Annotated in this window: 25 protein-coding genes and 1 pseudogene; 10 read left to right on the top strand and 16 right to left on the bottom strand. The window is 38.0% G+C overall.

From position 1 onward, the window contains the following. Positions 1–358: 358 nt before the first annotated feature. A complete protein-coding gene (locus HA632_RS10695) occupies positions 359–1,591 on the bottom strand; it encodes an ABC transporter permease (RefSeq protein WP_176307191.1) in 1,233 nt (410 codons plus the stop codon). A gap of 76 nt (positions 1,592–1,667) precedes the next feature. On the opposite strand from HA632_RS10695, the gene HA632_RS10690 reads away from it, so the two are divergent. Beyond that, positions 1,668–2,879 (top strand): exo-beta-N-acetylmuramidase NamZ domain-containing protein, encoded by a 1,212-nt coding sequence (locus HA632_RS10690; RefSeq protein ID WP_176307153.1) that lies wholly within the window; start codon positions 1,668–1,670, stop codon positions 2,877–2,879. On the opposite strand, the gene HA632_RS10685 is transcribed toward HA632_RS10690, so the two are convergent. From HA632_RS10685 to HA632_RS10675, 3 genes are read right to left on the bottom strand one after another with little or no spacing between them, the layout of a single operon-like run. Continuing rightward, positions 2,876–3,100 (bottom strand): hypothetical protein, encoded by a 225-nt coding sequence (locus HA632_RS10685; protein WP_176307152.1) that lies wholly within the window; start codon positions 3,098–3,100, stop codon positions 2,876–2,878. The genes HA632_RS10690 and HA632_RS10685 overlap by 4 nt on opposite strands. A gap of 38 nt (positions 3,101–3,138) precedes the next feature. Then, a complete protein-coding gene (locus HA632_RS10680) occupies positions 3,139–3,528 on the bottom strand; it encodes a PH domain-containing protein (RefSeq protein ID WP_176307151.1) in 390 nt (129 codons plus the stop codon). 7 nt (positions 3,529–3,535) lie between these two features. Further along, positions 3,536–4,033 (bottom strand): YkgJ family cysteine cluster protein, encoded by a 498-nt coding sequence (locus HA632_RS10675; protein WP_176307150.1) that lies wholly within the window; start codon positions 4,031–4,033, stop codon positions 3,536–3,538. 74 nt (positions 4,034–4,107) lie between these two features. Here HA632_RS10675 and HA632_RS10670 point away from each other — a divergent pair, with 74 nt between their 5' ends. After that, positions 4,108–4,806 (top strand): bifunctional 2-polyprenyl-6-hydroxyphenol methylase/3-demethylubiquinol 3-O-methyltransferase UbiG, encoded by a 699-nt coding sequence (locus tag HA632_RS10670; RefSeq protein ID WP_176307149.1) that lies wholly within the window; start codon positions 4,108–4,110, stop codon positions 4,804–4,806. 96 nt (positions 4,807–4,902) lie between these two features. Here the strand turns inward: HA632_RS10670 and HA632_RS10665 are convergent, their stop codons facing one another. From HA632_RS10665 to HA632_RS10620, 10 genes and pseudogenes are all read right to left on the bottom strand, one after another. After that, the gene (locus HA632_RS10665; protein ID WP_176307148.1) at positions 4,903–6,060 is read right to left on the bottom strand and encodes an aminotransferase class V-fold PLP-dependent enzyme; all 1,158 of its coding nucleotides are present in this window, start codon (positions 6,058–6,060) and stop codon (positions 4,903–4,905) included. A 96-nt stretch (positions 6,061–6,156) separates the two neighbouring features. Next, positions 6,157–6,561 carry a DUF2059 domain-containing protein gene (locus tag HA632_RS10660; protein ID WP_176307147.1) on the bottom strand — a complete coding sequence of 135 codons (405 nt, stop codon included), beginning with the start codon at positions 6,559–6,561 and terminating at the stop codon, positions 6,157–6,159. A 76-nt stretch (positions 6,562–6,637) separates the two neighbouring features. Further along, positions 6,638–6,955, bottom strand: a pseudogene (locus HA632_RS10655) (energy transducer TonB); the annotation flags it as partial. Between the two features lie 94 nt (positions 6,956–7,049). Further along, entirely contained in the window at positions 7,050–7,682 is a 633-nt protein-coding gene (locus HA632_RS10650; protein WP_176307145.1) for a 7-carboxy-7-deazaguanine synthase QueE, read from the bottom strand. 125 nt (positions 7,683–7,807) lie between these two features. Further along, positions 7,808–9,469 carry a tetratricopeptide repeat protein gene (locus HA632_RS10645; protein WP_176307144.1) on the bottom strand — a complete coding sequence of 554 codons (1,662 nt, stop codon included), beginning with the start codon at positions 9,467–9,469 and terminating at the stop codon, positions 7,808–7,810. Between the two features lie 10 nt (positions 9,470–9,479). Further along, positions 9,480–10,403 (bottom strand): substrate-binding domain-containing protein, encoded by a 924-nt coding sequence (locus tag HA632_RS10640; protein WP_317174603.1) that lies wholly within the window; start codon positions 10,401–10,403, stop codon positions 9,480–9,482. Between the two features lie 232 nt (positions 10,404–10,635). After that, positions 10,636–11,424 carry an energy transducer TonB gene (locus tag HA632_RS10635; protein WP_176307143.1) on the bottom strand — a complete coding sequence of 263 codons (789 nt, stop codon included), beginning with the start codon at positions 11,422–11,424 and terminating at the stop codon, positions 10,636–10,638. A 31-nt stretch (positions 11,425–11,455) separates the two neighbouring features. After that, entirely contained in the window at positions 11,456–12,022 is a 567-nt protein-coding gene (locus tag HA632_RS10630) for a biopolymer transporter ExbD (protein WP_176307142.1), read from the bottom strand. Between the two features lie 18 nt (positions 12,023–12,040). Beyond that, complete coding sequence (locus tag HA632_RS10625; protein WP_176307141.1) at positions 12,041–12,667, bottom strand: biopolymer transporter ExbD; 627 nt, start codon at positions 12,665–12,667, stop codon at positions 12,041–12,043. Positions 12,668–12,710: 43 nt separating this feature from the next. Beyond that, on the bottom strand, positions 12,711–13,532 hold the full coding sequence (locus HA632_RS10620) for a MotA/TolQ/ExbB proton channel family protein (protein ID WP_176307140.1): 822 nt from the start codon (positions 13,530–13,532) through the stop codon (positions 12,711–12,713). Between the two features lie 391 nt (positions 13,533–13,923). On the opposite strand from HA632_RS10620, the gene HA632_RS10615 reads away from it, so the two are divergent. Genes HA632_RS10615 through HA632_RS10600 form a run of 4 tightly spaced genes read left to right on the top strand, consistent with a single transcriptional unit; the run spans position 13,924 to position 16,693 of the window. Next, complete coding sequence (locus HA632_RS10615; RefSeq protein ID WP_176307139.1) at positions 13,924–15,444, top strand: helicase HerA-like domain-containing protein; 1,521 nt, start codon at positions 13,924–13,926, stop codon at positions 15,442–15,444. Beyond that, entirely contained in the window at positions 15,444–15,812 is a 369-nt protein-coding gene (locus HA632_RS10610) for a DMT family protein (protein WP_176307138.1), read from the top strand. Before HA632_RS10615 ends, HA632_RS10610 begins: the two co-directional genes overlap by 1 nt. Positions 15,813–15,819: 7 nt before the next feature. After that, positions 15,820–16,269 (top strand): DUF4440 domain-containing protein, encoded by a 450-nt coding sequence (locus HA632_RS10605; protein ID WP_176307137.1) that lies wholly within the window; start codon positions 15,820–15,822, stop codon positions 16,267–16,269. 58 nt (positions 16,270–16,327) lie between these two features. Continuing rightward, positions 16,328–16,693 carry a cupin domain-containing protein gene (locus tag HA632_RS10600; RefSeq protein ID WP_176307136.1) on the top strand — a complete coding sequence of 122 codons (366 nt, stop codon included), beginning with the start codon at positions 16,328–16,330 and terminating at the stop codon, positions 16,691–16,693. Positions 16,694–16,842: 149 nt separating this feature from the next. On the opposite strand, the gene HA632_RS10595 is transcribed toward HA632_RS10600, so the two are convergent. Further along, positions 16,843–18,183 (bottom strand): NAD(P)/FAD-dependent oxidoreductase, encoded by a 1,341-nt coding sequence (locus HA632_RS10595; RefSeq protein ID WP_176307135.1) that lies wholly within the window; start codon positions 18,181–18,183, stop codon positions 16,843–16,845. A gap of 148 nt (positions 18,184–18,331) precedes the next feature. On the opposite strand from HA632_RS10595, the gene HA632_RS10590 reads away from it, so the two are divergent. Genes HA632_RS10590 through HA632_RS10575 form a run of 4 tightly spaced genes read left to right on the top strand, consistent with a single transcriptional unit; the run spans position 18,332 to position 21,925 of the window. Continuing rightward, complete coding sequence (locus HA632_RS10590; RefSeq protein WP_176307134.1) at positions 18,332–18,979, top strand: flavin reductase family protein; 648 nt, start codon at positions 18,332–18,334, stop codon at positions 18,977–18,979. Further along, positions 18,969–19,112, top strand: coding sequence for a DUF2256 domain-containing protein (locus HA632_RS10585; protein ID WP_171220831.1), 144 nt, complete (start codon positions 18,969–18,971; stop codon positions 19,110–19,112). The genes HA632_RS10590 and HA632_RS10585 overlap by 11 nt, the downstream gene beginning before the upstream one ends. Continuing rightward, the gene (locus HA632_RS10580) at positions 19,085–20,392 is read left to right on the top strand and encodes a DASH family cryptochrome (RefSeq protein WP_176307133.1); all 1,308 of its coding nucleotides are present in this window, start codon (positions 19,085–19,087) and stop codon (positions 20,390–20,392) included. The genes HA632_RS10585 and HA632_RS10580 overlap by 28 nt, the downstream gene beginning before the upstream one ends. Next, complete coding sequence (locus HA632_RS10575; protein ID WP_176307132.1) at positions 20,393–21,925, top strand: cryptochrome/photolyase family protein; 1,533 nt, start codon at positions 20,393–20,395, stop codon at positions 21,923–21,925. Here HA632_RS10575 and HA632_RS10570 read toward each other — a convergent pair. Next, the gene (locus tag HA632_RS10570) at positions 21,922–24,309 is read right to left on the bottom strand and encodes a penicillin acylase family protein (protein ID WP_176307131.1); all 2,388 of its coding nucleotides are present in this window, start codon (positions 24,307–24,309) and stop codon (positions 21,922–21,924) included. The two genes, HA632_RS10575 and HA632_RS10570, sit on opposite strands and share 4 nt — an antisense overlap.

The raw sequence follows: 24,309 nt of genomic DNA, 5'->3' as shown, positions 1-24,309 counted from the left end.
CTTGTGTCTCAAAGCGGGTGCAAAAGTAACTATTCTTTTTAAACTAACAAGGCTTTTTAAAATTATTTTTGAATTTATTTTAAATTCCTCGTTTTTCAGTTTATCAATGAACAATCCCTCTCTTGCGGGGTGCAAATATAAAAACTAAAATCCTCCATTTCCAAATAAAAATTACCCTTTTTTTATCTTTTTTTTAATCCATTGATTCTGCGTTTTTTACAAATGCAGTTCGTCGATAGCTTTATGAATTGTTTACAAAATTGCCCAAAAAGCCTATCCTATAGCCCCGATTGAAACGGCGCCATGCACAGTGAAAAGCGGGAAAATGGATTACTGAAACAAAACAAGCCATTCGCTCCTATTCGAAACGGATAGATTTTGAAGGTGTGATTTTGGTTATGATATAGGATGGGATTAATAAAACCAATAGACAAACGGCTACAGTTCCTATGTTTAAAAGCAGTATGTAAAATAGGTTGATGTCGACCGGTGCTTCATTGACGTAGTAACTTTCCGGATTGAGTTTGATGATACCGAAGTATTTTTGGAGCAATAGCAACCCAATACCTATTATGTTACCCCAAAGCAATCCTCTTCCGATAAGGTAAGCGGCGTTGTAGAGGAATATTTTTCGGACGGTCCAATTGTTGGCGCCAAGTGATTTTAGAATTCCTATCATTTGGGTTCGCTCTAAAATTAAAACCAATAGCGCAACCACCATATTAATAGTAGAAACGACTATCATAACGATTAGAATCACTATGATATTGAAATCAAACAGTTTGAGCCATTCGAAGATGTAATAGAATTTTTCGACTATGGTTTGGGTATCCAGCGTGGAAGAAGTTTCCGCATACACTTGTTGTCCTTTTTGTTCGATTTGGGTAAAGTCATCAACAAAGACTTCAAAAGAACCAATTTCGTCTGACTTCCATTTGTTGATTCTTTGCACGTGACGGATATCGCCGATTACATAACTGGCATCGAATTCTTGGAAGCCGGAATTGTAAATCCCGACAATATCAAAATTACGCAAGTTGTAGCCTTCGCTGTTTTCTTTCATAAAATAGGTTACAAACTTGTCGTTGAGTTTAAGTCCAAGTCTATTGGCCAGATATTGTGAGATTAAAACTTCTTCATTGAGATTGGTTTTAAAATTGGGCAATCTGCCTTCGATTAAATACTCTTCCAGATTAGTGGTTTCGTAATCTTTCCCAACACCTTTGAAGATAATCCCTTCGAAAGCCGTTTCGGTTCTGATGATGCCGGCTTTGCTGGCGACCGCTTGTACATGTGTGATGCCTTCAACATTTTTGAACTTGGGATAAAAACTTTGGTTGACGGAAATGGGCTTGGTGCTGACATCAGAATTGTTGTCGTTGTACCCTGAAATAATAATATGACCGTTAAACGCGGAAACCTTTTGGCGTATTTTTTGTTGGAGGCCAATACCGGTAGCAATAGAAACAATCATCATGATCATGCCCAAGGCAATAGCGGTGATGGCAATTTTTATTATTGGCGCAGAAATACTACTTTTATGGTCTTTAGCAGTAATCAGTCTTTTGGCTATAAAGTATTCCGGTTTCAATTTATTAGTCGTTTGCGACAAAGATACACAAAGTTATTGGCCCTGAATTATTGCCCATTTTAGAAAATCATTTGTTATGAAATATTTTATCAACGGTATCTTATTGCTTTTAGCCTATTTGTTTATTTCTTCTTCTTGCGGTATTGGAGAAAAAATCAGAACGCGAAATCTTGAGCCCGAAATTAAAAACCCGGCACCAACGGCTTCAATAAAAACAGGTGCTGACAATTATACTGCTTACCTTTCTTTATTAAAGGACAAGAAAGTTGGCATTGTGACCAACCAAACCGGAATCCTTACTGACAAAACACATTTAGTCGATTACCTTATAGCCCAAAAAATCAACGTTCAAAAAATATACGCTCCCGAACACGGTTTTCGCGGCACAGCCGATGCGGGTGAATTGATTAAAGACGGCAAAGACACCAAAACCGGTTTGCCCATCATTTCCTTGTATGGCAATAACAAAAAACCCAAACCGGAACAATTGACCGGAATTGACGTTATGGTTTTTGATTTGCAAGATGTCGGCGCTAGATTTTACACCTATATCTCTTCGCTACATTATATTATGGAAGCTTGTGCCGAAAACAACATTCCATTGATTGTTTTGGACAGACCCAATCCAAATGGCGCTATTGTGGACGGGCCGATTTTGGAAAAAGAGCACAGCAGCTTTGTGGGCATGCATCCCATTCCGTTATTACACGGCATGACCATTGGCGAATATGCGCAAATGATTAACGGCGAAAAATGGTTGAAAAACGAAGTACAATGCAACTTGACTGTGATTCCATGCTTGAATTACAAAAGGGAAATGCCATACAGTTTGCCTGTAAAACCTTCGCCCAACTTGCCCAATGACCAAGCCATTAACCTATATGCCAGTTTGTGTTTGTTTGAAGGAACGAATGTGAGTTCGGGACGCGGAACAGAGAAACAGTTTCAGATTTACGGCTCGCCTTTTCTTCCTAAAAACGGTTTCAGCTTTACTCCTATTCCGAATTTTGGTGCCAAAGAACCGATGCATAAAGACCTGTTGTGCTATGGGGAAGATTTAAGTCAAATTCAAAAAGTGAATCGTTTGGAATTAAAATGGTTGATCAAAGCCTACAATACCACTTCAGACAAAACCAAATTCTTTAACGATTTCTTTACCAAATTGGCCGGAACCAAAAAATTGCGCGAACAGATTGAAGCCGGAACCTCGGAAGCCGATATCAGAAAATCTTGGGAGAAAGGTTTAAGTGAGTTTAAAGTAATGCGTCAAAAATACCTGATTTATTAGCGGTTGCCTTTGACCATTTTCCTGAAAAATTGGAACAAAAAGTAAGGGGCAAAAAACACCACTAACAACACTACATAGATAACTAAGGACAGCGCAAAGACTTCAAACATTTGATAAGCAAAAGAATTTATCGGTTTGTCGGTATCTATCCAATAGCCAAACAGTGCCGTTGCTAAGGAAAAAAAGTAAATCAGTAACAAATAAAGGGAAAGCCTTTTCATAACGTTCTTTTTTATAAAACGTAAAAAAGAGCGGTTTATTATGCCACCACTACTATATTGGGATTGATTTTTAAAAGTTCACGAATGAAGTCTTCGCGCTCTTTAGGCGAAATCAGCACTTCATCATACTTATTGTAAACCACCGCTATTCTGTCTAAAGACAAAGCCGGAGAACTCAGTGGATTGTGAGTGCTGTAGATTTTTTTAATCGATTTTATGTCGATTTTGGTCCACCAAATATGAAGATTCTCACCGTCAATCTTGTACTTAATAGATTTGAACATGAGAAAAACCAAACTTAAAATTCCGAAAGAAACCGAAAACATAACATAGTCTTTACTCAATACCCCTTCTACCATCGGATAACAGAACACTATAAAAATAACGATAATCAACCACCAGTCGATTTTTGATCTATACACTTTCATTTTAATATTATAAAGGTAAACGTTTCTTCATTTCTTCTACTATGTTGTAGGCTGCCGGACAAATGGCCACATTCTTCAAAGTCAGGTCGGAAATTTGCTGGAACTTCTTTCTATCCGTATGCGGAAATTCGCGACAAGCTTTGGGACGAACTTCATAAATCATACAGTAATTTTCGTGGTCCAAAAAGGTACAAGGTACATTTTGCAACACATAATCTTTATCTTCATCGATACGCAAATACTGATCGATAAACTGCTGTGGCTTTTGTTTCAAATGCTTCGCTATGCGTTCAATATCCGCCGACGTAAATAATGGTCCGGTTGTTTTACAGCAATTGGCACATTCTAAACAATCGGTGCGTTTGAACTCGGCCTCATGTAAATCCTGCATCACATAATCCAAATTCTTAGGCACTTTCTTTTTGAGCTTGTCGAAATACTTTTTGTTTTCGATATGCTTATCTTTGGCTAACTTTTGTAATATATCAATTCTTGGATTTGTCAATTTGGTTATTTGATGAATGAATTGCAAAATTACATAAAACGAATAACCAAATAACCGAATAACCGAATAAACTCATGAAAGACCTTTTTGGAGAAGCCATACTCGATTTTCAAACCGACAATTCACCCGAAGATTTGGTCACTGAAACCAATATCTCCGAAGCTGATGAAATGAGTGTAGACTATCTTTTTCGCAGTTATAATGATATGCCGAAATTGGAAAAGAAAGCACTCCAACTTGCCAAAGGCAAAATCCTCGACATAGGTTGTGGCGCCGGAAGCCATAGTTTGTACTTACAGGAAAAAGGGTTTGACGTTACAGCGATTGACATTTCCCCCAAAGCCATCAAAGCTTGCGAACTTCGCGGCGTGAAAAATGCCCGAGTTCAGAATGTATTGGATGTTAAGAATGAAAAGTTCGACACCATTTTATTATTGATGAACGGCACCGGAATCTTTGGGACCTTAGCCGAAACCACGACCTATTTGCAAAAATTAAAATCCCTTTTAAATCCGAATGGTCAGATTTTGATAGACAGTTCCGACATTATTTACATGTTTGATGAAGATGAAGACGGCGCTTACTTGGTTCCGGCCAATGGTTATTATGGCGAACTGACGTTTACTGTTTCCTATAAAGGTCAAATCGAGGATACTTTCCCTTGGCTATATCTCGATTACAACACCTTGCAAAATGCCGCTCATGCCAATGGTTTGGAATGTGAATTGGTTGTCGAAGGCAAACATTATGATTATTTGGCTAAGCTTTTTTAGGAGCTTAATCCGGCTATCCACTTTATCTTTTACACCTGTCAGGTTTTAAAACCCTGACAGGTGTAAAAGGATGCCGTTCCTATCCGGGCTAGGGTTTTAGATTTCTATCAAATCTGTAGTTTTGATAATATCTTCCAATGCTCTGTACAAAATATCTAAATCTTCCTGAGAATTATAAGCATTAATGGAGTAGCGCAAATAAATATCTCCATTCAAAGGCATCACCGGAATTTGGATTTTGTATTGATCATAAAGCAAGTCTTTCAACTCTGCCGGTTTCGAAGTCTTTACAGGAATACTTGCCATCTGGCCTAAAAACTCTTCTGTAATGGGTGCTAAAGGTTGGGTTTTAAGCAAATCACAAAAGCGTTGGTAATTGGCAAAGACAATTTCTTTGCAAGCTTTTGATTTTTCCTTCCAATTATTTTGTTCTAAAAATTCAATGACTTTGGGCGTACATAAAAAAGCGGAATGATCATTAGTTCCCTGGTACTCGTGGTAGTCCAAAAACTGACTGTCGCTTGGCGCCAAACTTTCATAACCCCAACTCACCACCAAAGGATCAATCTCGGCTTGGAATTCTTTTTTGACGTATAAAAAGGAACTGCCTTTGGGAGCCAACATCCATTTGTGCAGCGTTCCTGTATAGAAATCGGGATTCAAATCGGTTAAATTTAGATCAATATGACCGGGAATGTGGGCACCATCAACAATGGTGATTAATCCTAATTCTTGTGCTTTATCGCAAATCTCCTTAACCGGAAAAATCAAAGCTGTTGAACTCGACATTTGGTTCAAGAAAACCACTTTGGTATTACTATTATATCCTTTCCAAAACTCCTCAATGATTTGTTCTTTGGACACAATCGGCAAACTGATGGATTGACGAACATATTTGGCACCAGATTTTTTGCAATAAAAATTCCAAGTTCTGTCCATGGCACCATATTCATGATTGGTGGCTAATATCTCGTCTCCGGATTGCAATTTCAGACTTCGCATTACGGTATTAATCGCCACAGTCGGATTGGGTACAAAAAAGAAATCCTCAGCTTCACAACCTATAAATTCAGCCAATGGTGCTTTGGCCTGTTTCAAATATTGAGGCAATTTCTTTTGGATAAAGACTACAGGTTCTTTTTCCAACTCTAATTGAAAACGTTGATAGGCTTCAAAAATAGGTTTGGGGCATGCCCCAAAAGAACCGTGGTTTAAGAAAGTGACAGACGGATCTAGTAAAAATTGTGATTTCATGAAATTGATATGTTTTTTTGATGATGAAGTATTTTTGGTAAAAATAAAAAATCCCAAACAGTGCTTGGGATTTTAACTTTATTTTATGTGTATTGATTACTGCATGTATTTCATAACCAAGGCCTGTACTTCACCTTGTAAGCTCATCATAGAATCTTGTGATTTTTGTGCAATGACACTTGCTTTTTCAGACATCTTTTTTCCAACCGGACTGTTGTAAAAAGCCAATATAGCCTTAACATCTTCTTTGGTGTACTCTTGGATATAAATATCGATGGTAGAATCTGTAGCTTTTTTTATAATAATATCAAATTCTACAGCAAATGCCGCTTTTTTATCAGCTGGAATCATTTCCAACACCTGTTTCTTAGCAGCATCTATTTGACCTAAAGCACCACTTTTTTCAATAACTTGTATTACATCTTCTCTGGTTGCTTTGTCTTGTGAAAAACCCAATTGTGACACTAGTCCAAAAACAACGGCTAATAATAACTTTTTCATTTTTTTTAAATTGATTAATAATGGTAAAAATACTTTTTTTTGGTGAAATAAAAACAACTTCGATTAACCTTTTATACTAGGGCAATTGGATTGAAATAGGCAAAGAATACATTACTCTGACTTTTTTTCCATTTTGTTCTCCGGGAATCCAATTTGGACAAGCTTTCAAAACCCTGATAGCTTCTTCTCCGGTTCCAAGACCAATATCTTTTATAACTTTAATATCCGAAAGACTACCGTCTTTTTCGATTACAAACGTCACAAATACTTTCCCTTTTAACCCTTTAACATTCGGGGTTTTGTAATTCTTACCAACATATTTATAAAATTCTCCCAAACCTCCAGGAAACTCAGGTTTAACATCAATTCCTGCTGTATTGTAAATATTATTGTCGTTGGAAGTTGTTGTTGGTGCCATCTCAACAATTTGACCAAAGCCCAACAATGGGAAAAGGAAAAAAATCAAAATTTTAATAGTTTTCATTATACTACGGTATATTTAAATATTTATGTGTTTGCAATGAAACCCTCCATTTTGGATTATTCATTACATAATCAACAATCAGCGGTGTCATCTCTTCTTTTTTGCTCCATTCGGGTTGTAGAAAAAGCATTGCATTCGGATTGACTTTAGCCGCTTGCTCTTCGGCAAAAATAAAATCGTGTTTGTTGTAGATAATTACTTTTAACTCACTGGCAATAGCATAAGCCTGCTCAACCGGCAATTTGTTTTTTTTGGGTGATAAACAAAACCAATCCCAAGTCCCTGAAACCGGGTAAGCACCGGATGTCTCAATATGTACTTTAAGATTTTTGGCTTTTAATTTTTGCGTTAGCAATGTCATGTCCCATGTTAAGGGTTCTCCACCGGTTACCACCACGGTATCGGCATATTTAAAAGCATTGTCTACTATTGTATCGGTATTGGTCGGTGGATGCAATTCGGCATTCCAGCTTTCTTTCACATCGCACCAATGACAACCCACATCGCAACCGCCTATTCTAATAAAATAAGCCGCTGTTCCGGTATGATAACCTTCGCCTTGGATGGTATAAAATTCTTCCATTAACGGAAGCATTTCTCCTTTATCAACGGCTAATTGTGTTTCTTTTGATAGCATTATATAAAATATAGTGGGCAAAGATACTCAATTTAGATATGAGTTAATTTGAAATTTTGAAATTGTCAAGCAATAAAAAACCGCCTCAATTGGATTGAGACGGTCTTTAAATTATGGCAACATTGTTATTTCAATAATTTCAATGACTCAATTGCATAGTTATTCGCCGGGTCAAGGGCTAATGTTTTATTAAAAAACTCTTTGGCTTTGGCTTTGTCTGTATTGGCATAATGCGCCGCCATACTGTTGTAGGCCTCAATGAATTTTGATTTGTTTTTAGTTACTTCCGCTTCACCTTTTGCGGTGACTACGTCAATGTATTGTTGATAGTAGGTTGCCATCATCTCATCATTCTCCAATAAGTTATTGGTTCTGGCTCTGAACAAATAAGCATCTTGGGTTGTAGGCGAAGCTGTAATTACATTTCCGAAGGCGGCGTCAGCTTTTTGCAAAGCAATTGGATCTGCTTTTATTACATCTTTCCTGGTGTTATCATAATATAATGAGTTCCCTAAGTAGAAATTATCCAACAAATAATTTTTAGAAGTTGGAATGGTTACCGCTATTTCAAAAATGGCAGCCGCAGCTGAAAACGCTTTTACATCATATAATTTTTTCCCTAATTCATTTAATTCATTAGCTGCTAAAGGCTCCATTTCAACTGCCTTTTTAATATCTTCGATAGCTGAAGCAAATAAAGTAGGGTCAATTGTTTTACCATCGGCACTACTTCCTTTTTTAATTTTGGCTTGACCTAAGTACAAGTAATCACGTGGAATAATCTTGTTTGCTGGATTAGCTGTATATTTTTGCAATGCGTCTAAAGCGGCATCAGGATTACCATTTTCGTAAGCTGAATATCCCAAATAACGGAGGATTCTTGGGTTTACCCCATCCAATTCTTTCATTTTATTGGCTTCTACTTCCAAAGCTTTATAATCTTTAGCCAAGATTAAAAAGTCGGCGTGACGCATACGTGAGGTAATTGAATAATCCGTTAGACTCATGTATTTTTCATAAAAACCTAAAGCTTTTTGAATGTTTTCTGTGTAGGTAGAAGGTACATTATTGCCCCATAGGTAATGGGTTTCGGCCAACTCTCTGTAAACCGGACCATAATTAGGATTGATAGCGATTACTTCGTTGTAAGCTTTCACTGCTTCCGTATAAGCTTTGGCCCCTTTTAACAAAACACCCAATTGCATTTTAGCTCTAATCAAAGAACTATCTGTTTGGTAGGCATTTCTGTAAGCTACATAAGCTTCGTTTTGTTTTTTTTCTCCGTAATAAGCATCCCCTAAAGCCAATTGTACTTGAGCATCTGTAGGATTTGCTGTAGCGGCTTTGGTCAAAACTGCTATTGCACTGGCGTAATCAGGTTTGTCCGCATTCATAAAAGCACGAGCGATATAGATGTACTCCTCGGTGTCTTTCTTTTTTAAATCTTTCGTAACCAGGTCAAATTTAGCTTGGGCCGCCGCTCTATTATTGGCATCCAAATCCATCTGAGCCAATCCGATGTTGTTCAATCTTGCTCCTTCACTGGCGGTTAATCCTTTTTGAAAATAGATTGTAGCCGAGTCAGCTATATTTTGTTTTAGGTAAATATTACCCAAAAGAAAAGCGGCTTTCCCATTGGAAGGTTTGGATTGTATAACAGATTTCAATAACGATTTAGCCTTTTCAAATTGTTCAGCATCAATAGCTTTCTTCGCCGTTTCCAAATCCTGTGCTTTCGCAACAGTAGTTGCTACTAACGCTAAGCTGAATATTTTAAACTTGTTCATCTTGCAATTTTTAATTTTTATCTTTAGTAATATTGTTTCTAATCATGATTTTTCTGGTGGGCACGCGCTCAGGAACTAAACCTGATTTTAAAATAATGCGTTGTCCTCTTTCTCCTCCCAGGAAAGAAGCAAATCCCATTCCTAGCCCTGAGTAACCTTGACAGTTGACGATGTGCAAAACACGTGCCAAAGGATATTTGCCTTGTGCCAAGTTATCTTGTGTAGGGAATATGAATTCATTTGAATCAACACCTTTTACACCTAAAACAGTAACTCTATCAACAGTTTCTTGTAAATCCAATGGCGGTTGGAAGACCCAATTTATGCCAATCACTCCAATCATTCCGTCATTCTCGGCTACATATTTTATAACTTCCTCATTAGTCTTGAAAGAAAAAACATTTTTTTGACCGGCAACCGAAACTCCTGATTTCTGAGAAATGAATCTTGCTGTACTTGAGTTTACATTGTCAAATACTAAGCCTTTAATAGTCGACCCGGATTTCCCCTTTAGAAAATCATACACCTCTTGTAAAACAATTAAAGAATCGTTGACTGACTTGTTTCTGATAAAAGCGACTGCGTCAGTAGCGAAAGGCGTAATTTTCGGATTGATTTTTTTGGCTTGAAAAGCTTTTAACTCTTCCGGCAACAATGTTCTTGTTAGCACTGCGATAGTGGCCGTATCATTTAATAAAGCATTCAGGACTTCATTTTCTGATTGTGAAACCAAATTCAGCTGGGCTTTGTATTGCGTTTCAAAAACGGCTTCTTCGTCTTCAATTATCGGCAGAATAGACTCATCAACATATATGGTTGCTTTCCCTTCAATAACAGTATCTAACTTATTGTTGTTGCTCTTTTGACAAGAAAAAACAAACAATAATGTCAGCAGGAGAAAACCGGTAATGGTTTTAGTTATTTTATTCATCATCTAAATTATTCAAACGCTTTATTTGTGTAATAAAACGCAAAAAACCAAATAATATTATAAGGCAACCTACAATTATTTGAAGATTATTGGGCAGATTCAGTTTTAGTTTGTCCCAGAACAACAAAAGCAGTCCTAACACACCGAAAGCAATAAAATTCAATAAGCTAATAACGAGAAGAAATCGCTCTTTAAGCGATTTCTTCTGAAAATTTTCTATGATTTTTGAAACCATTTATTCTGCTGACTGGATAGAAATCGGTAATGAGTACAATACTCTAACCTTTTTACCATTCTGCTCACCAGGGTTCCATCTCGGACAAGATTTCAAAACTCTTATGGCTTCTTTACCTGTTCCGTAACCAATGTCTCGGATTACTTTGATATCGGTTAATGAACCGTCTTTCTCAACAACGAAGGTCACAAATATCTTTCCTTTTAAACCTTCTTCTTCCGGAACTTGGAAATTCTTACCAACGAATTTGTAGAACTTCTCTAAACCTCCTGGAAAATCAGGCTTTACTTCAATACCGGCTGTGTTGTAAATGTTATTATCTTCCTCTATTACACTTGGTCCTGTTCCAACTGGCTCCACTCTTAGCTCTGCATCAGGATCACCTTTGATGGTTTCTTTACCTAAATTTTTATCTTTAATTTCTTCCATCTTAGGTGGCTCTTCGACAATTTCTTCTGTCTTTGCCACAACCGGCTTCACAAACTTCACTTGGTCCACTTTTGGTGGAGGTGGCGGAGGCGGTGGAAGATCCTTAGGTTGTTCTTCCTTAGGTGGTAATTTTATCGTTACAATTTTTTTATCCAATACAGCTTCATCATCTGAACTATCCGGTATTAAATCTGCTATTAGTGGTGATGCTACTGCAAGACCAAAAATCAATGTTCCAATAAGCAGTGAACGTACAGTTGTTTTTGGGTTTTCCTTACGCAACTCATAAGCACCATAGGCTTTGTTACGTCCCTCAAAAACGATGTCTATCCACTGTCTTTTAAATAAGTCTAATTTCATAATGTTACTTTTTAAAGATTAGCACAAGACATTACTTGTTCATTTCATCTACTAGTTTTTGTTCCTCTGGAGTAATCTCGTTTACGATAGCATAAGTTGGCACATTACAAATAGCCATTTCATCTAAAATATCTACCAAGTTTCTGTAGGTTGATTTTTTTGAGGGCTTGATAATTACGATCATGCCTTTATCTTTACTGCCTGTTGCTTGTGGTATCGAAGTAACTCTTTTCAAAATTTCTTTACGAATTCCATTCTTTCCGTAAACAGCATCTGATGGAGCTCCACCTGGTTCAGGTGCGTCAAGCAATCCATGAAACCATTTTATCTTGTTGTCTTTACCCATGATAATGGTCATGGTTCTTACTTGGTCAACTTTTATATCAAGTTCCTTCTTGTTTGGATCTTTTTCTTTATCAGGCAAACCCAAATCCATCGACTGAGGTTTTGATAAAGAGGTTGTCAACATAAAGAAAGTGATCAATAAGAATGCCAAATCCACCATGGCGGTAAGATCCACTTTTGCATTGGACTTTTTACTTCTTACCTTTTTACTGCCTTTTTTGCCACCGCCATCGCCGGTATTTAATTCAGCCATTTTATATTATTATTAAAATTAATAATCTTTTCCTCTTAAACCAGTAACTAAGTTAAAGCTATTGATTTTTTGGTCCTGTAAAATATCCATGATTTTTTTAATCTGGGGATATTCTTCTTTCGCATCGCCTTTGATAGCAAATTGAAGCTCTTTGTCAGCTACATCAATATTTGCCTGTCTTGCGGTATAAATCCAATCTTTCAGTTGGTTATTGATAGAATCGCAAGGTATCCCAGGCTGTGTTCCTGGTTTTGCTCTATCTGCTGCTTTCATGGCCAATAATTGTTTCATCGCTTCAATCGGAACACCAAACTCATCTACTAGTGAGAATTGTTTAATTTCGTCCTCGGTGAAGGTTAAATTATATTTTTGAGCCATTAACTCTAATGTTTTTATACGAACATCTCTTCCTTTTACCCCAAAAAACACTTGGCTTTCTCCGTTACTCTTTCCAACTGTAAGTGTAGCCAAATCCGTTTCCGGCAATTTGGTTTGCACCGTTGATGAAGGCGTATCTACCGGTAATGGTTCGGGCGCTTTGGCCGTTGCCGTAAGGATAAAGAATGTAAGCAAAAGGAAAGCCACATCACACATCGCAGTCATGTCGATGGAGGTTGCTTTTTTGGACATTTTTACTTTAGCCATTATTTATTTTTTATTACGATAATTAGATTTCCTAATTACTGAATTATGATTTTAAACTTCCTCTGAATTTTCTGTATGTGTTCACGATAGTTGAACCTGCCTCATCAATTGAGTAAGTTAAAGTATCTATTTTAGAAGTAAAGAAGTTGTAAGTTACAATTGCTAAGGCAGAAGTTGAGATACCAGTTGCAGTATTAATCAATGCCTCAGAAATACCATTTGCTAACGCAGCTTGATCTGGCGAACCTGCAGTAGCTAATGCACCAAACGCCTTAATCATCCCTGTTACTGTTCCTAATAATCCTGCAAGAGTACCTAACGCCACTAAAGTTGACAAAATAGTCATGTTTTTCTCTAACATTGGCATTTCCAATGAAGTAGCCTCTTCTATTTCTTTGTGAATAGTCTCTGCAGCTTCTTCACTAGTGAATCCTTCTTTTTTAACCTCTTGGTATTTCACCAATGCTGCTTTAATTGAATTAGCTACTGAACCTTGTTGTTTATCACAAGCATTGATAGCATCATCAATATTTCCAGCTTTTACGCTAGCTTGCACATTTCTCATGAAAGCATCTAAGTTTCCTTTTCCGCCTGCTTTTGAGATAACGAAGAAACGCTCAATAGAGAACACGATTACCATCAAAAACAATCCCATCAATACCGGTACTACTGCTCCTCCTTTGTATACCATTGCTAAATAGTTTCCTGGAAGTGGATGACCTGTATTCACACCGCCTTCAAAGTTAGCACCATTACCCATTATAAACTGCCAGATTAACCACCCCACAAAAATACATGCTACAATGATGATTCCTGACATCATCCCTAAACCGTTAGACCCAGATTCTTTTTTAACGTTTGCCATTTTTTTAAATTTTAAAAGTTTTAATAAATTATAAGTTTTAGTTGTTAATAAACTTGATTAAGGGCAAATTTAATTTTTTACTTCAAATAAAAAAACTTTTTTTAATTTTAATAACATATCGATTTAAATACCCTTTTGAAGGAGTTATCGCCATTTAAAAAAATCATTAAATAATATATAAAAATAAGTCTAATTTTCAAGGTTTTAATCAAGTATCTATATGTATAACGCAAAAAGATATGAAAAAGTATTTTTATCGAAAACAATTTCATTGATTTAAAATTACTCCTTTTTTTCTGCTAAAAGAAAACAATTAACATTTCATAAATTTTAGAAATTATATTATTTTGCCCTACCTTTATAGGTGCAATAAAAAACCTTAAAAAATAGTATGGCAACAGCATCCGATTTTTCAAAATACATTACTGAAGGTTACTCTTCTAAAGGCGAAAGCATCATTCTTGGCGGCGCTATTTTAAACGGAGAAGCAATAGCCGACACTTTCGTTAAAGTACCCTTAAAAACCCTAAACCGTCATGGCCTTATCGCCGGCGCAACAGGAACGGGAAAAACCAAAACCATTCAAGTGCTTTCAGAACAATTGTCTTCTTTCGGAATTCCGGTATTGATGATGGATATCAAAGGTGATTTTTCGGGCATAGCCAAAGAAGGCGAAGAAAAACCATTCATCACCGAACGCCATGCCAAAATCAACATTCCCTATAAAACCGAAAGCTTTCCGGTTGAATTAATGTCATTGTCTCAACAAGACGGCGTAAGATTACGTGCCACGGTTTCTGAATTCGGACCGGTGCTTTTTTCCAGAATTTTAGATCTCAACGATACCCAAGCCGGAGTAGTAGCGGTAATTTTTAAATATTGTGACGACAAGCAAATGCCTTTATTGGATTTGAAAGACATCAAAAAAGTCATCAACTACATCACCGAAGAAGGCAAAGACGAAATCGAAGAAAACTACGGCAAAATATCGACCTCAACCACCGGAATTATTCTGCGTAAAATCATTGAATTAGAACAACAAGGCGGCGATATTTTCTTCGGCGAAAAATCATTCGAAATTGATGATTTGATGCGATTTGACGAAAACGGCAAAGGCTATATCAACATTCTCCGATTGACTGATATTCAAGACAAACCCAAATTATTCTCAACATTTATGCTGAGTTTGTTGGCCGAAATCTACCAACAGATGCCCGAAAAAGGCGATGCCGACCAACCGGAATTAGTTATTTTTATTGATGAAGCGCATTTGATTTTTAACGAAGCCAGTGATGCTTTGTTAAATCAAATCGAAACCATCATCAAACTAATTCGTTCCAAAGGAATTGGCGTTTACTTCGTGACCCAAAATCCTATGGATGTTCCGGCGAGTGTTTTGGCCCAATTGGGATTGAAAATCCAACACGCTTTAAGAGCATTTACCGCCAAAGACCGACAAGCCATCAAACAAACGGCCGAAAATTATCCGCTGTCTGACTATTATAAAACCGATGAAGTATTGACTTCTCTCGGAATTGGAGAAGCTTTTGTCACCGCTTTAAATGAAAAAGGAGTTCCAACACCATTAGCCGCTACCATGATGCGTGCACCGATGAGCAGAATGGATGTTTTGTCTGAAAGCGAAATTGCCGAAATCAACGCCAAATCGAAATTGGTTAGAAAATACAATGATGAAGTTGACCGCGAAAGTGCTTATGAAATGCTAACCCAAAAAATTGAGGAAGCCAACCAACAAGCCGAAGCCGCTCAAGAAACACAGCAAGAAGAGAAAAGGAAAAACAGCGAGCCGAGCACGGCCGAAGTGATAGGAAAATCAGTAACCAAAGTCGTGACCAGCGCTACTTTTATTCGTGGTGTATTTGGTGTATTGAACAAGCTTTTCAGAAAATAATGAAGTCGTTTTTGACCATAGGTTTATTGGTGTTGTCCAACGTTTTTATGACTTTGGCATGGTATGGTCATTTAAAATTCAAAGAACTCAAATGGTTTGAAAACGCCGGATTGATCACCATCATTTTAATCAGTTGGGGATTGGCTTTGTTTGAATACTGTTTCCAAGTTCCGGCCAATAAAATTGGTTTTCAGGGCAATGGCGGACCTTTTTCACTAATGCAATTAAAAGTCATACAAGAAGTCATCACCTTGGTCATTTTTGTGATTTTCTCAATGTTATTTTTCAAAAATGAAACCTTTCGTTGGAACCATGCTGTAGGCTTTGTGTTCTTAATTTTGGCCGTATATTTTATCTTTAAAAAGTAATCAAATCATGAAAAAAATCGTCTTAGCGCTAGTAACTATTACCTTTTTAGGCTGTAATAAAAAAGAAGTCGAAACTAAACTCGATTTGGAACCCTTCAAAAAAGAAGTCTTGAAAGCCGAAGAAGACTTTAAAAACATGGCACAAACCAAAGGCATACCCGAAGCCTTTTACACTTTTGCCGACAGCAATGCGGTCATCAAACGCGAAAACGATACGCTGATTATCGGCAAAGAAAACATCAAGTTGTACTACAGCGACCAAAAATACCAATCGGCTAAAGTAACTTGGACACCCAATCATGTTGATGTATCCAATGATGGAACCATGGGTTATACTTATGGCAATTACGTTTGGTCTATCAAAGATTTTCAGGGAAAAGAACGAGAATTCAAAGGTGTTTTTCACACCGTTTGGAAAAAGCAAAGTGACGGCAGCTGGAAATACACTTGGGATTAATACTGAATACAAATGAAAAAACCGAAGGTTCACGAACACCAAAAAACAATATAAAACAGTGAGTAAATACTTTATCCAAAAAGCGCCTTTTGTAGTGCCAACGACTGATGGCAAACTCATCGAAGAACACCACGGGAATGCCACGACTAACAATCCGGATATTTCAATCGCACACATGATTGCACCGCCTCAATGGAGCGAACCGTTTCAAACACCAGAGTTTGACGAATACACTTATATCATTTCGGGGAAAAAGCAGTTTATCATTGACGGAGAAACGGTAATCCTGGGAGCAGGACAATCCATTAAAATTGAGAAAAATACACGGGTACAATATTCCAATCCGTTTGACGAACCTTGCGAATACATCGCGATTTGCCAACCGGCTTTTGATTTTACGAAAGTACATCGGGAAGAGGGCTGAGCGTAAAGAAACAGTTCAGTGAACTGTTTTAGCGAAAGAGCCAGTTGGCGCGCTGGCACTAGCCCAGATAGCAGTGGAAATCCTTTTTTAAATTGCCGCGGCAATTTAAAAAAGATTGCAACGGATAGTTGGAATAGCTCCTAAAAAAATTATTTCAATAAGTCTATGATTTTATTCTCGACTGCTTCACTATTCCAAATGGCTTCTATATTAGGCATTTGCATGACTTCTTCCATGATTTTGTTTTGGAAATCGCCAATGGCCAAGGCTTCAGCATAAGGTTGTAAACTAAACGTCACGCGACTGTACAAGGGCATCCATTTATCGGGATGTTTGTCGGAGAACCATTTTTCGATTTTCTTTTGCAATAAGAACTTTTCATCGGCGGTTTTGGTACTCATTTCGATGAAGTTTCGAAGCGATAATTCGGCAATCGCATCGGCGTTAGGTTTGCGCGATTTTTGGTATTCGGAGAAAATGGTTTTCCAATCATCACCATATTTTGACATCATTTCGCTCAAAATGGTAATGTCTTCAAAACCGGCATTCATTCCGTGACCGTAAAAAGGCACAATCGCGTGAGACGCATCGCCAATCAAAGCCACTTTATCTTCAAACGTCCAGGGATAGCACTTCATAATCGCCAAATAACTGGTTGGATTTTTAAAGAAATCGCGAACCAAATCCGGAATCACTGCTGCGGTATCGGGGAAATAATTGGCAAAGAAATCAACTAACGAAGCTTCGTCTTTTAATTGTTCAAACGAATTTTCGCCTTCAAAGGGCATGAACAACGTACAAGTAAAACTTCCGTCTAAATTGGCCAAAGCCATCAGCATAAAATTGCCGCGTGGCCAAATGTGTAAAGAGTTCTTATCAATCTTGTGCGTACCGTCAGCGTTGGCCGGAATGTGTAATTCTTTGTAGCCTAACTTCATGAACTCTTGCGAGTAATCAAACATGCTTTGGCGTTGCATTCTGTGGCGGATTCTGGAAAAAGCACCATCGGCGCCAAATACTTTATCGTATTGCAATTCTGTCCACTCGCCTCTTTCGGTTTCCCCAATGTGAAGCGTTGCTGTGGCTAAAGTTACGTCCCAAATTTTGTGTTCAAAGAAAAATGTTACGCCTTCCGCTTCTGCCAAATCAATCATTCTGCGGTTTAAAACACCACGCGATAATGAAAAAATAGCTTCGCCGTCTTTACCATAATATTGGTAATTGAGTTTGCCGTCTTTGAGGTGAATTGCTCTTTTGTCGACCGGAATTCCAATCTTTCTGATTTCATCATCCAAACCAACATCTTCCATGGCTTTCCAACCGCGATTTGACATCACCAAATTGATGGAGCGTCCAGAAAATTCAACCGTTCTGATATCAGGGCTTCTGTCGTAAACGTGAACTGTGTGTCCTTGTCTTTTGAGATAGATTGCCAGTAAAGTTCCGACTAAACCCGAACCAACCACCGCAATTTTTTGAGGATTTTGCATTGAAATCTGGAAAAAAAGTTAGGCAAAATTACTGAAATATTACAGAAGTCGACTCAAGAATAGACAAATATTTAGACCGTCAGCATATATTTGTTTAATGTATTGATGATTTTATTAAACAAAACGTATCTTTGAAATAAAATCCGACATGAAAAAAATAACCCAAAAAGAATTAGCGCATTTATCCAAAATCCATCGGTTGAACCTCATTAACAGTTGCACGGGTTACAAGTCGGCGAATTTAATTGGCACCAAATCAGCTCAGGGAAACACCAATCTTGCGGTATTTTCTAGCGTGACCCATTTGGGTAGTTATCCCGCTATGTTGGGTTTTATTCTTCGACCAAATGTTGTAGCACGGAACACTTATGACAACCTAAAAGCAAAAGGCTATTTTACCGTGAATCATATCGCCCAAAATATTATTGCCCAAGCCCATCAAACTTCCGCCAGTTATAATGTCGAAGAATCCGAATTTGATATGGTGAATTTGACAGAAGAATACCTTTCCGAAATCGACATCCCGTTTGTTGAGGAAAGTCCGGTAAAATTGCTCTGCAAATACCTCAACGAATACGAAATCAAAGAAAACAACACCATCCACATTATTGCTGCTATTGAAGAAATTTATTTCAAAGAAGAAATCTTGCACGAGGATTATTGGTTGCAATTGGACAAAGCCAATGTAGTCACCGTAAATGGTTTAGACGGATATTGCTTGCCTAAAATTGTAGACCGATTTGATTATGCTCGTCCGCATTTAAAAACCAAATCTATCCTCAAAAATGGCGCATAAAAAAGTAAACTTACCCGAGAAAATATGCAAAACCTGTGGCTTGCCCTTTGCTTGGCGCAAAAAATGGGAAAAGAATTGGAACGAAGTAATCTATTGTAGCGAAAAATGCAGAAGAAACAAAAAACAGGATTAGTTTGGTTTAGAAACGACCTGCGCGTGAATGACAATCACTCCTTGTCTCAAGCCATCAAAGAAAATAATCAAGTTATTGCCGCCTACTGTTTTGATCCAAGACAGTTTGCCGAGACCACTTATGGTTTTAAAAAAACAGCGCACTTTAGGGCTAAGTTTTTGATGGAGACTATTCAAGAACTCCGCGGTAATTTGTCGAAAATCAACATTAGCCTTCTGGTCGTTCACAACACGCCCGAAGAAGTGATTCCCGATTGGGTGAACCTATACAACATCGACAACATTTACCTTCAAAAAGAATGGACGGCAGAAGAAACGGCTGTTACCGAAACCTTGAAGAACGAGTTGAAAAATATCGCTTGGCAAGAAAGCTACGACCAATTTTTATTCCATCCCGAAGATATCCCGTACGCCGATTTCAAAAAAATTCCGGAAGTCTTCACCGAATTTAGAAAACAATGTGAGAAAACCGTTTCGGTCAGAAGTCGTGCAACAATCAAAGTAATGCCGGAAAGTAATAGAATAGCGAATAACACTGCTATTCCAACCTTACAAGATTTAGGTTTTGAAGATTTTGAAATCTCTTCTAAAACTGCTTTCCCATTTCACGGTGGCGAAAACCAAGCTTTGTTGCGCATAGCGGAATACTTTTGGGAAACCCAAAAACTATCTGTTTACAAGAAAACTCGAAATGGCTTAATCGGGAAAGATTACAGTTCCAAACTCTCGGCTTGGTTGGCCAACGGCAGTATTTCGGCACGAACTATTTATTGGGAAGTGAAAAGTTATGAAAAAGAGATTGGTGCCAATGAAGATACCTATTGGTTAATTTTTGAATTGATTTGGCGTGATTATTTCAAATACATTTCGCTCAAACACGGTAACAAAATTTTCCAACTCAAGGGCATTTTGAACAAAACCTACGAATGGAAATTCAACCCTAAAGCTTTTCAGCAATGGACGAACGGACAAACCAAAGAACCATTTGTCAATGCCAACATGATTGAACTCCAACAAACCGGTTGGATGAGCAATCGCGGTCGCCAAAACGTGGCGAGTTATTGGGCGAAAGAATGGGAACAGGATTGGCGCATTGCAGCGGCTTATTTTGAAAGCATGCTCATTGATTACGACGTGCATTCTAATTATGGGAACTGGATTTACAATTCGGGCGTGGGCAATGATCCGCGTGACCGAAAATTCAACATCAAACGCCAAGCTGAAATGTATGATGCCAATGGTGCGTTTCAAAAACTTTGGCTTCAAACCACTTTATTGTAAATGAAAACACTCCGACTAATTCTTGGTGACCAATTAAACAGCCATCATTCTTGGTTTCAAACCAAAGACGATTCTGTAATCTATTTGATGGCGGAAGTGCGTCAGGAAACCGATTATGTGAAACATCACATTCAAAAAGTCACGGCTTTCTTTTTGGCGATGCGCCATTTTGCCAAAACATTGCAAGCGCAAGGGCATCAAGTTCGGTATTACAAAATTTCGAATGAAGACAATTTACAAGATTTTGAACTATTGATTCAGAAAGAAATCGCATTACATTCCATTACTCATTTCGAATACCAATTGCCGGATGAATATCGTTTAGACGAGCAATTGAAAACCATTTGCAGCCAATTAAACATTACTAGCCGAGCCTTTGATACCGAACATTTTTACACCAATAGAGAAGAATTAGCTTCTTTCTTCCAAAGCAAAAAACAATTGTTTATGGAAAGTTTCTACCGCATGATGCGCAAGAAACACCAAGTGATGATGGTAGGCGAACAACCTTTGGGCAATCAGTGGAATTTTGACCACGACAATCGCAAGAAATACAAAGGTGAAGTTCCGGTGCCCAAGGCCAAGCAGTTTCCGAAAAAGGTTTCAACGATAGTAGACGAAATCCAACAAGCCGGCGTTAGCGCTTTTGGCAACATTGATCCTGATAATTTTGGTTGGCCTATTTCACGTGATGAATGTTTGGAATTACTCGATTATTTCTGTAACAACTTACTGCCGTATTTCGGGACGTATGAAGATGCGATGTACACTCAAGAAAAGCAATTGTTTCATTCGCGTTTGTCCTTTGCCATGAATAGTAAAATGCTCTCACCCAAAGAAGTGATTGATACCGTTGTAGCACATTATCATCAAAATCAAGAAATCATAACTTTGGCACAAGTTGAGGGTTTTGTGCGGCAAATTATCGGTTGGCGTGAATATGTGAGAGGGATTTATTGGAAAGAAATGCCGCAGTATGCACAAATGAATGTATTGGAAAACCACGAACCCTTACCCGATTTTTATTGGACCGGTCAAACCAAAATGCATTGCATGAGTCAGGCCATCAATCAAAGTTTGGACGATGCTTATGCCCATCACATTCAGCGGTTGATGATTATTGGCAATTTTTCTTTGCTGTCCCAACGCCATCCCGACGCCGTTGACGCTTGGTATCTCGGCGTATATATCGACGCGATTGAATGGGTAGAATTGCCCAACACTCGTGGCATGAGTCAGTATGCCGATGGCGGAATTTTGGCAACCAAACCTTATGTTTCTTCGGGTAGTTATATCAACAAAATGAGTAACTATTGTGAGTCGTGTCATTACAACGTTAAAGACAAACTAGGCGACAATGCGTGTCCGTTCAACAGTTTGTATTGGAATTTTTTAGACGATAAAAAGCAGTACTTCAAGAACAACCAACGCATGGCGATGATGCTGAACTTATTGAACAAAATTCCGGCCGAAGAGCTTTATCGAATCAAAGAAAAAGCGGCATACATCATTCAAAATCCCGATTTGTATTAAGATTTTGGTTTGAAAATCAGTTTGGTCGAACTGGCTTCGATTTCTTTTTTATTCAGTTTCATTTTTCTGAATTTACCGTTGACAAACAGTTCCGATTGGTCACTGTAATGCTTGCTCATCGGATTTCCTGATTGTCCTGTTGGCAAAACGCTTAAACTGTTTTCAATATCTGAAAAATCAATAATACGTCTTGTTGATGGTCCGCCTTTAACCGGAATTACAGCTTCATCTGTGTAAATAAACAATTGGTTATTGATAACTTCATTGGTTCCAGAAATTGGAAATGACCCAACATTAAAAAACTTGCTAAACAATTTCACTTTTCCAATCGGATGTTGGAAGGTTACTTGATGCACTTTGCTCCATTGCCATTGCGAGACATCGTTGCCCAATTGATTTTCTAAAGACACAATGGCTTCTTTAAAGGATTGGGTCAGGATTTCCGATTGGGTTTCTTTTTTGTCTTTCGTTTTGATATTGTCCCACCAAGGCGAATTGGCATTTTGGGTTTGGGCTTCAATCATTTGCTTGACAATGTGTGTGCTCAACAAAAGTTTGAAATTTTCTTCCCCGAATTCATCTTCTAAAGTCGCTTTCAGGTAAAAATAAAACCATTTGTTGTAAAGCGTTGGCGCGATGTCATGCAACTCATGCGTCGCTTTCCAGTTTTTTAAAATACTTAAGGCTTGCTTTTCATTGGCACTGAAATTAGCGACATTTAAAGCCTTCGTCATAGTACCAACGATGGTTTGTGCCGTTGCTGAAGTATTATCGACTATCATTTTAGAAACGTCTTCTTTCGTCCAATTGTTTTTGGGGCTCAACAAACCGTCGATTCGCATAGCTCTGTCTTTGGGCAAATAATAGCCGGGATACAAATAGCCGTCGATTGGTGTTGGTTGGTTATTAGAACTGTAAACATAATGCCACGGTGGATTGATTGCCTGTGGATTTTTGGCAAAAGCCATAAACTCTTTCTTGTCATCGATACCATTGGCGCCATTGAGAATGAAATTGGTATTGACACTTTTGTCGACTTTATACAATTTCCCCGAAGTAATCCAAGCGATATTGCCTTTGGCATCACCATACATGATGTTTAAGCCCGGCGCATGAATCAATTCGATACTTTGATGAAAACTTTCCAAGCTTTTGGCATGAGACAACTCGTAAACGGCATCTAGGATTTGGTTTTTTTGTTGGGTATAAATCCAATGCATCGCTACAGACTTCTTGGTTTCCAAACCGTCTAATAAACCGGTAATTATCGGACCGTGATGACTGGTTTTGACATTCAACTTGAAATTTGCACTGTCTTTGACCTTGATGGTTTTTTGTTGGTATGTGTAATTTTTAAAACCATCAGGCGTTTTGTATTGCTTAGGATTATTTGGATTTTCATCTTCCTGAAAGAAATCCACATCATCGTTCTCAAACATGGTTAAACCATAAGCATACTCCCGATTGTGACCCAAAAGCGGAAACGGCGTTCCGGCGATGTAATACCCATAGATTTCATAATCGGGACAAACGATATGGGCTTCGTACCAGGTTCCGGGTTGGGAATACATAATGTGCGGGTCATTGGCTAAAATCACTTTGCCGTTTTTGGTTTTTTCGCCACCAATTACCCAACTGTTACTGCCTATAAAAGCAGGAACCGGAGACTCTTCAAGCAAACTCGCTACTGATTTTGAGATTTCGCTGTATTCCTTGTATTTCCCTTTAAAAGATTGTAATTGTTGGGTTCCCAATTCGCCTTGGATTCCAAAATCTTTTAAATATTCCATGCCAAATCGGTCGCGAATATCGGTCAACAATGGGTCGGTTTTTTGGGCCATCGCAAAGCTGAAAGACATAAATCCGAAGATATTGTAAACATCTTTTAAAGTGAATTTTTCTTGTTCAATTCCGAGTAATCTGATTTCAATAGGTGTTTTGCCTTCTGCGATATATTGATTGATTCCGTCGAGATAGGCTTGCGCCAAAAGGTAGGTTTGTGAGTTCGTATTTAATTGCGCTACTGCTTTCGCCGAATTCTCATCGATGCCAATTCCGGCAAAAAATTTGTCTGTTTTTAAAGCCGCGCCACCAAAAATCTCCGAGAGTCTTCCCGGAGCGATGCGTCGCATGAGTTCCATTTGCCAAAGTCGGTCTTGTGCATGTACATAACCCAAAGTGGTCATGGCGTCTTTTTGATTGTTGGCATAAATGTGTGGCACACCATAATCGTCAAAGTATACCGTTGTCTCTTTGCTGAGATTGTTGAGAGCCATTTCACCTTCGTAATCAGGTTTGGTATATTGCAAATATCCGGCACCGATAATGACTACTAAAACAAGGAGCAATAAAAAAAGGAGGCTTATTTTCTTTAAGATTTTCAT

It is taken from the genome of Flavobacterium sp. J49 (genome assembly GCF_011742145.1).
Taxonomy (GTDB): Bacteria; Bacteroidota; Bacteroidia; order Flavobacteriales; family Flavobacteriaceae; genus Flavobacterium.
This window is presented reverse-complemented; position numbering and strand designations above follow the sequence as displayed.

What these genes read in the sequence shown, in the direction of transcription:
- HA632_RS10690 (WP_176307153.1), top strand. Translation starts at nt 1,668, where the DNA reads ATGAAATATTTTATCAACGGTATCTTATTGCTTTTAGCCTATTTGTTT.
- HA632_RS10685 (WP_176307152.1), bottom strand. Translation starts at nt 3,100, where the DNA reads ATGAAAAGGCTTTCCCTTTATTTGTTACTGATTTACTTTTTTTCCTTA.
- HA632_RS10680 (WP_176307151.1), bottom strand. Translation starts at nt 3,528, where the DNA reads ATGAAAGTGTATAGATCAAAAATCGACTGGTGGTTGATTATCGTTATT.
- HA632_RS10670 (WP_176307149.1), top strand. Translation starts at nt 4,108, where the DNA reads ATGAAAGACCTTTTTGGAGAAGCCATACTCGATTTTCAAACCGACAAT.
- HA632_RS10665 (WP_176307148.1), bottom strand. Translation starts at nt 6,060, where the DNA reads ATGAAATCACAATTTTTACTAGATCCGTCTGTCACTTTCTTAAACCAC.
- HA632_RS10660 (WP_176307147.1), bottom strand. Translation starts at nt 6,561, where the DNA reads ATGAAAAAGTTATTATTAGCCGTTGTTTTTGGACTAGTGTCACAATTG.
- HA632_RS10650 (WP_176307145.1), bottom strand. Translation starts at nt 7,682, where the DNA reads ATGCTATCAAAAGAAACACAATTAGCCGTTGATAAAGGAGAAATGCTT.
- HA632_RS10645 (WP_176307144.1), bottom strand. Translation starts at nt 9,469, where the DNA reads ATGAACAAGTTTAAAATATTCAGCTTAGCGTTAGTAGCAACTACTGTT.
- HA632_RS10640 (WP_317174603.1), bottom strand. Translation starts at nt 10,403, where the DNA reads ATGATGAATAAAATAACTAAAACCATTACCGGTTTTCTCCTGCTGACA.
- HA632_RS10635 (WP_176307143.1), bottom strand. Translation starts at nt 11,424, where the DNA reads ATGAAATTAGACTTATTTAAAAGACAGTGGATAGACATCGTTTTTGAG.
- HA632_RS10630 (WP_176307142.1), bottom strand. Translation starts at nt 12,022, where the DNA reads ATGGCTGAATTAAATACCGGCGATGGCGGTGGCAAAAAAGGCAGTAAA.
- HA632_RS10625 (WP_176307141.1), bottom strand. Translation starts at nt 12,667, where the DNA reads ATGGCTAAAGTAAAAATGTCCAAAAAAGCAACCTCCATCGACATGACT.
- HA632_RS10620 (WP_176307140.1), bottom strand. Translation starts at nt 13,532, where the DNA reads ATGGCAAACGTTAAAAAAGAATCTGGGTCTAACGGTTTAGGGATGATG.
- HA632_RS10615 (WP_176307139.1), top strand. Translation starts at nt 13,924, where the DNA reads ATGGCAACAGCATCCGATTTTTCAAAATACATTACTGAAGGTTACTCT.
- HA632_RS10610 (WP_176307138.1), top strand. Translation starts at nt 15,444, where the DNA reads ATGAAGTCGTTTTTGACCATAGGTTTATTGGTGTTGTCCAACGTTTTT.
- HA632_RS10605 (WP_176307137.1), top strand. Translation starts at nt 15,820, where the DNA reads ATGAAAAAAATCGTCTTAGCGCTAGTAACTATTACCTTTTTAGGCTGT.
- HA632_RS10595 (WP_176307135.1), bottom strand. Translation starts at nt 18,183, where the DNA reads ATGCAAAATCCTCAAAAAATTGCGGTGGTTGGTTCGGGTTTAGTCGGA.
- HA632_RS10590 (WP_176307134.1), top strand. Translation starts at nt 18,332, where the DNA reads ATGAAAAAAATAACCCAAAAAGAATTAGCGCATTTATCCAAAATCCAT.
- HA632_RS10585 (WP_171220831.1), top strand. Translation starts at nt 18,969, where the DNA reads ATGGCGCATAAAAAAGTAAACTTACCCGAGAAAATATGCAAAACCTGT.
- HA632_RS10580 (WP_176307133.1), top strand. Translation starts at nt 19,085, where the DNA reads ATGCAGAAGAAACAAAAAACAGGATTAGTTTGGTTTAGAAACGACCTG.
- HA632_RS10575 (WP_176307132.1), top strand. Translation starts at nt 20,393, where the DNA reads ATGAAAACACTCCGACTAATTCTTGGTGACCAATTAAACAGCCATCAT.
- HA632_RS10570 (WP_176307131.1), bottom strand. Translation starts at nt 24,309, where the DNA reads ATGAAAATCTTAAAGAAAATAAGCCTCCTTTTTTTATTGCTCCTTGTT.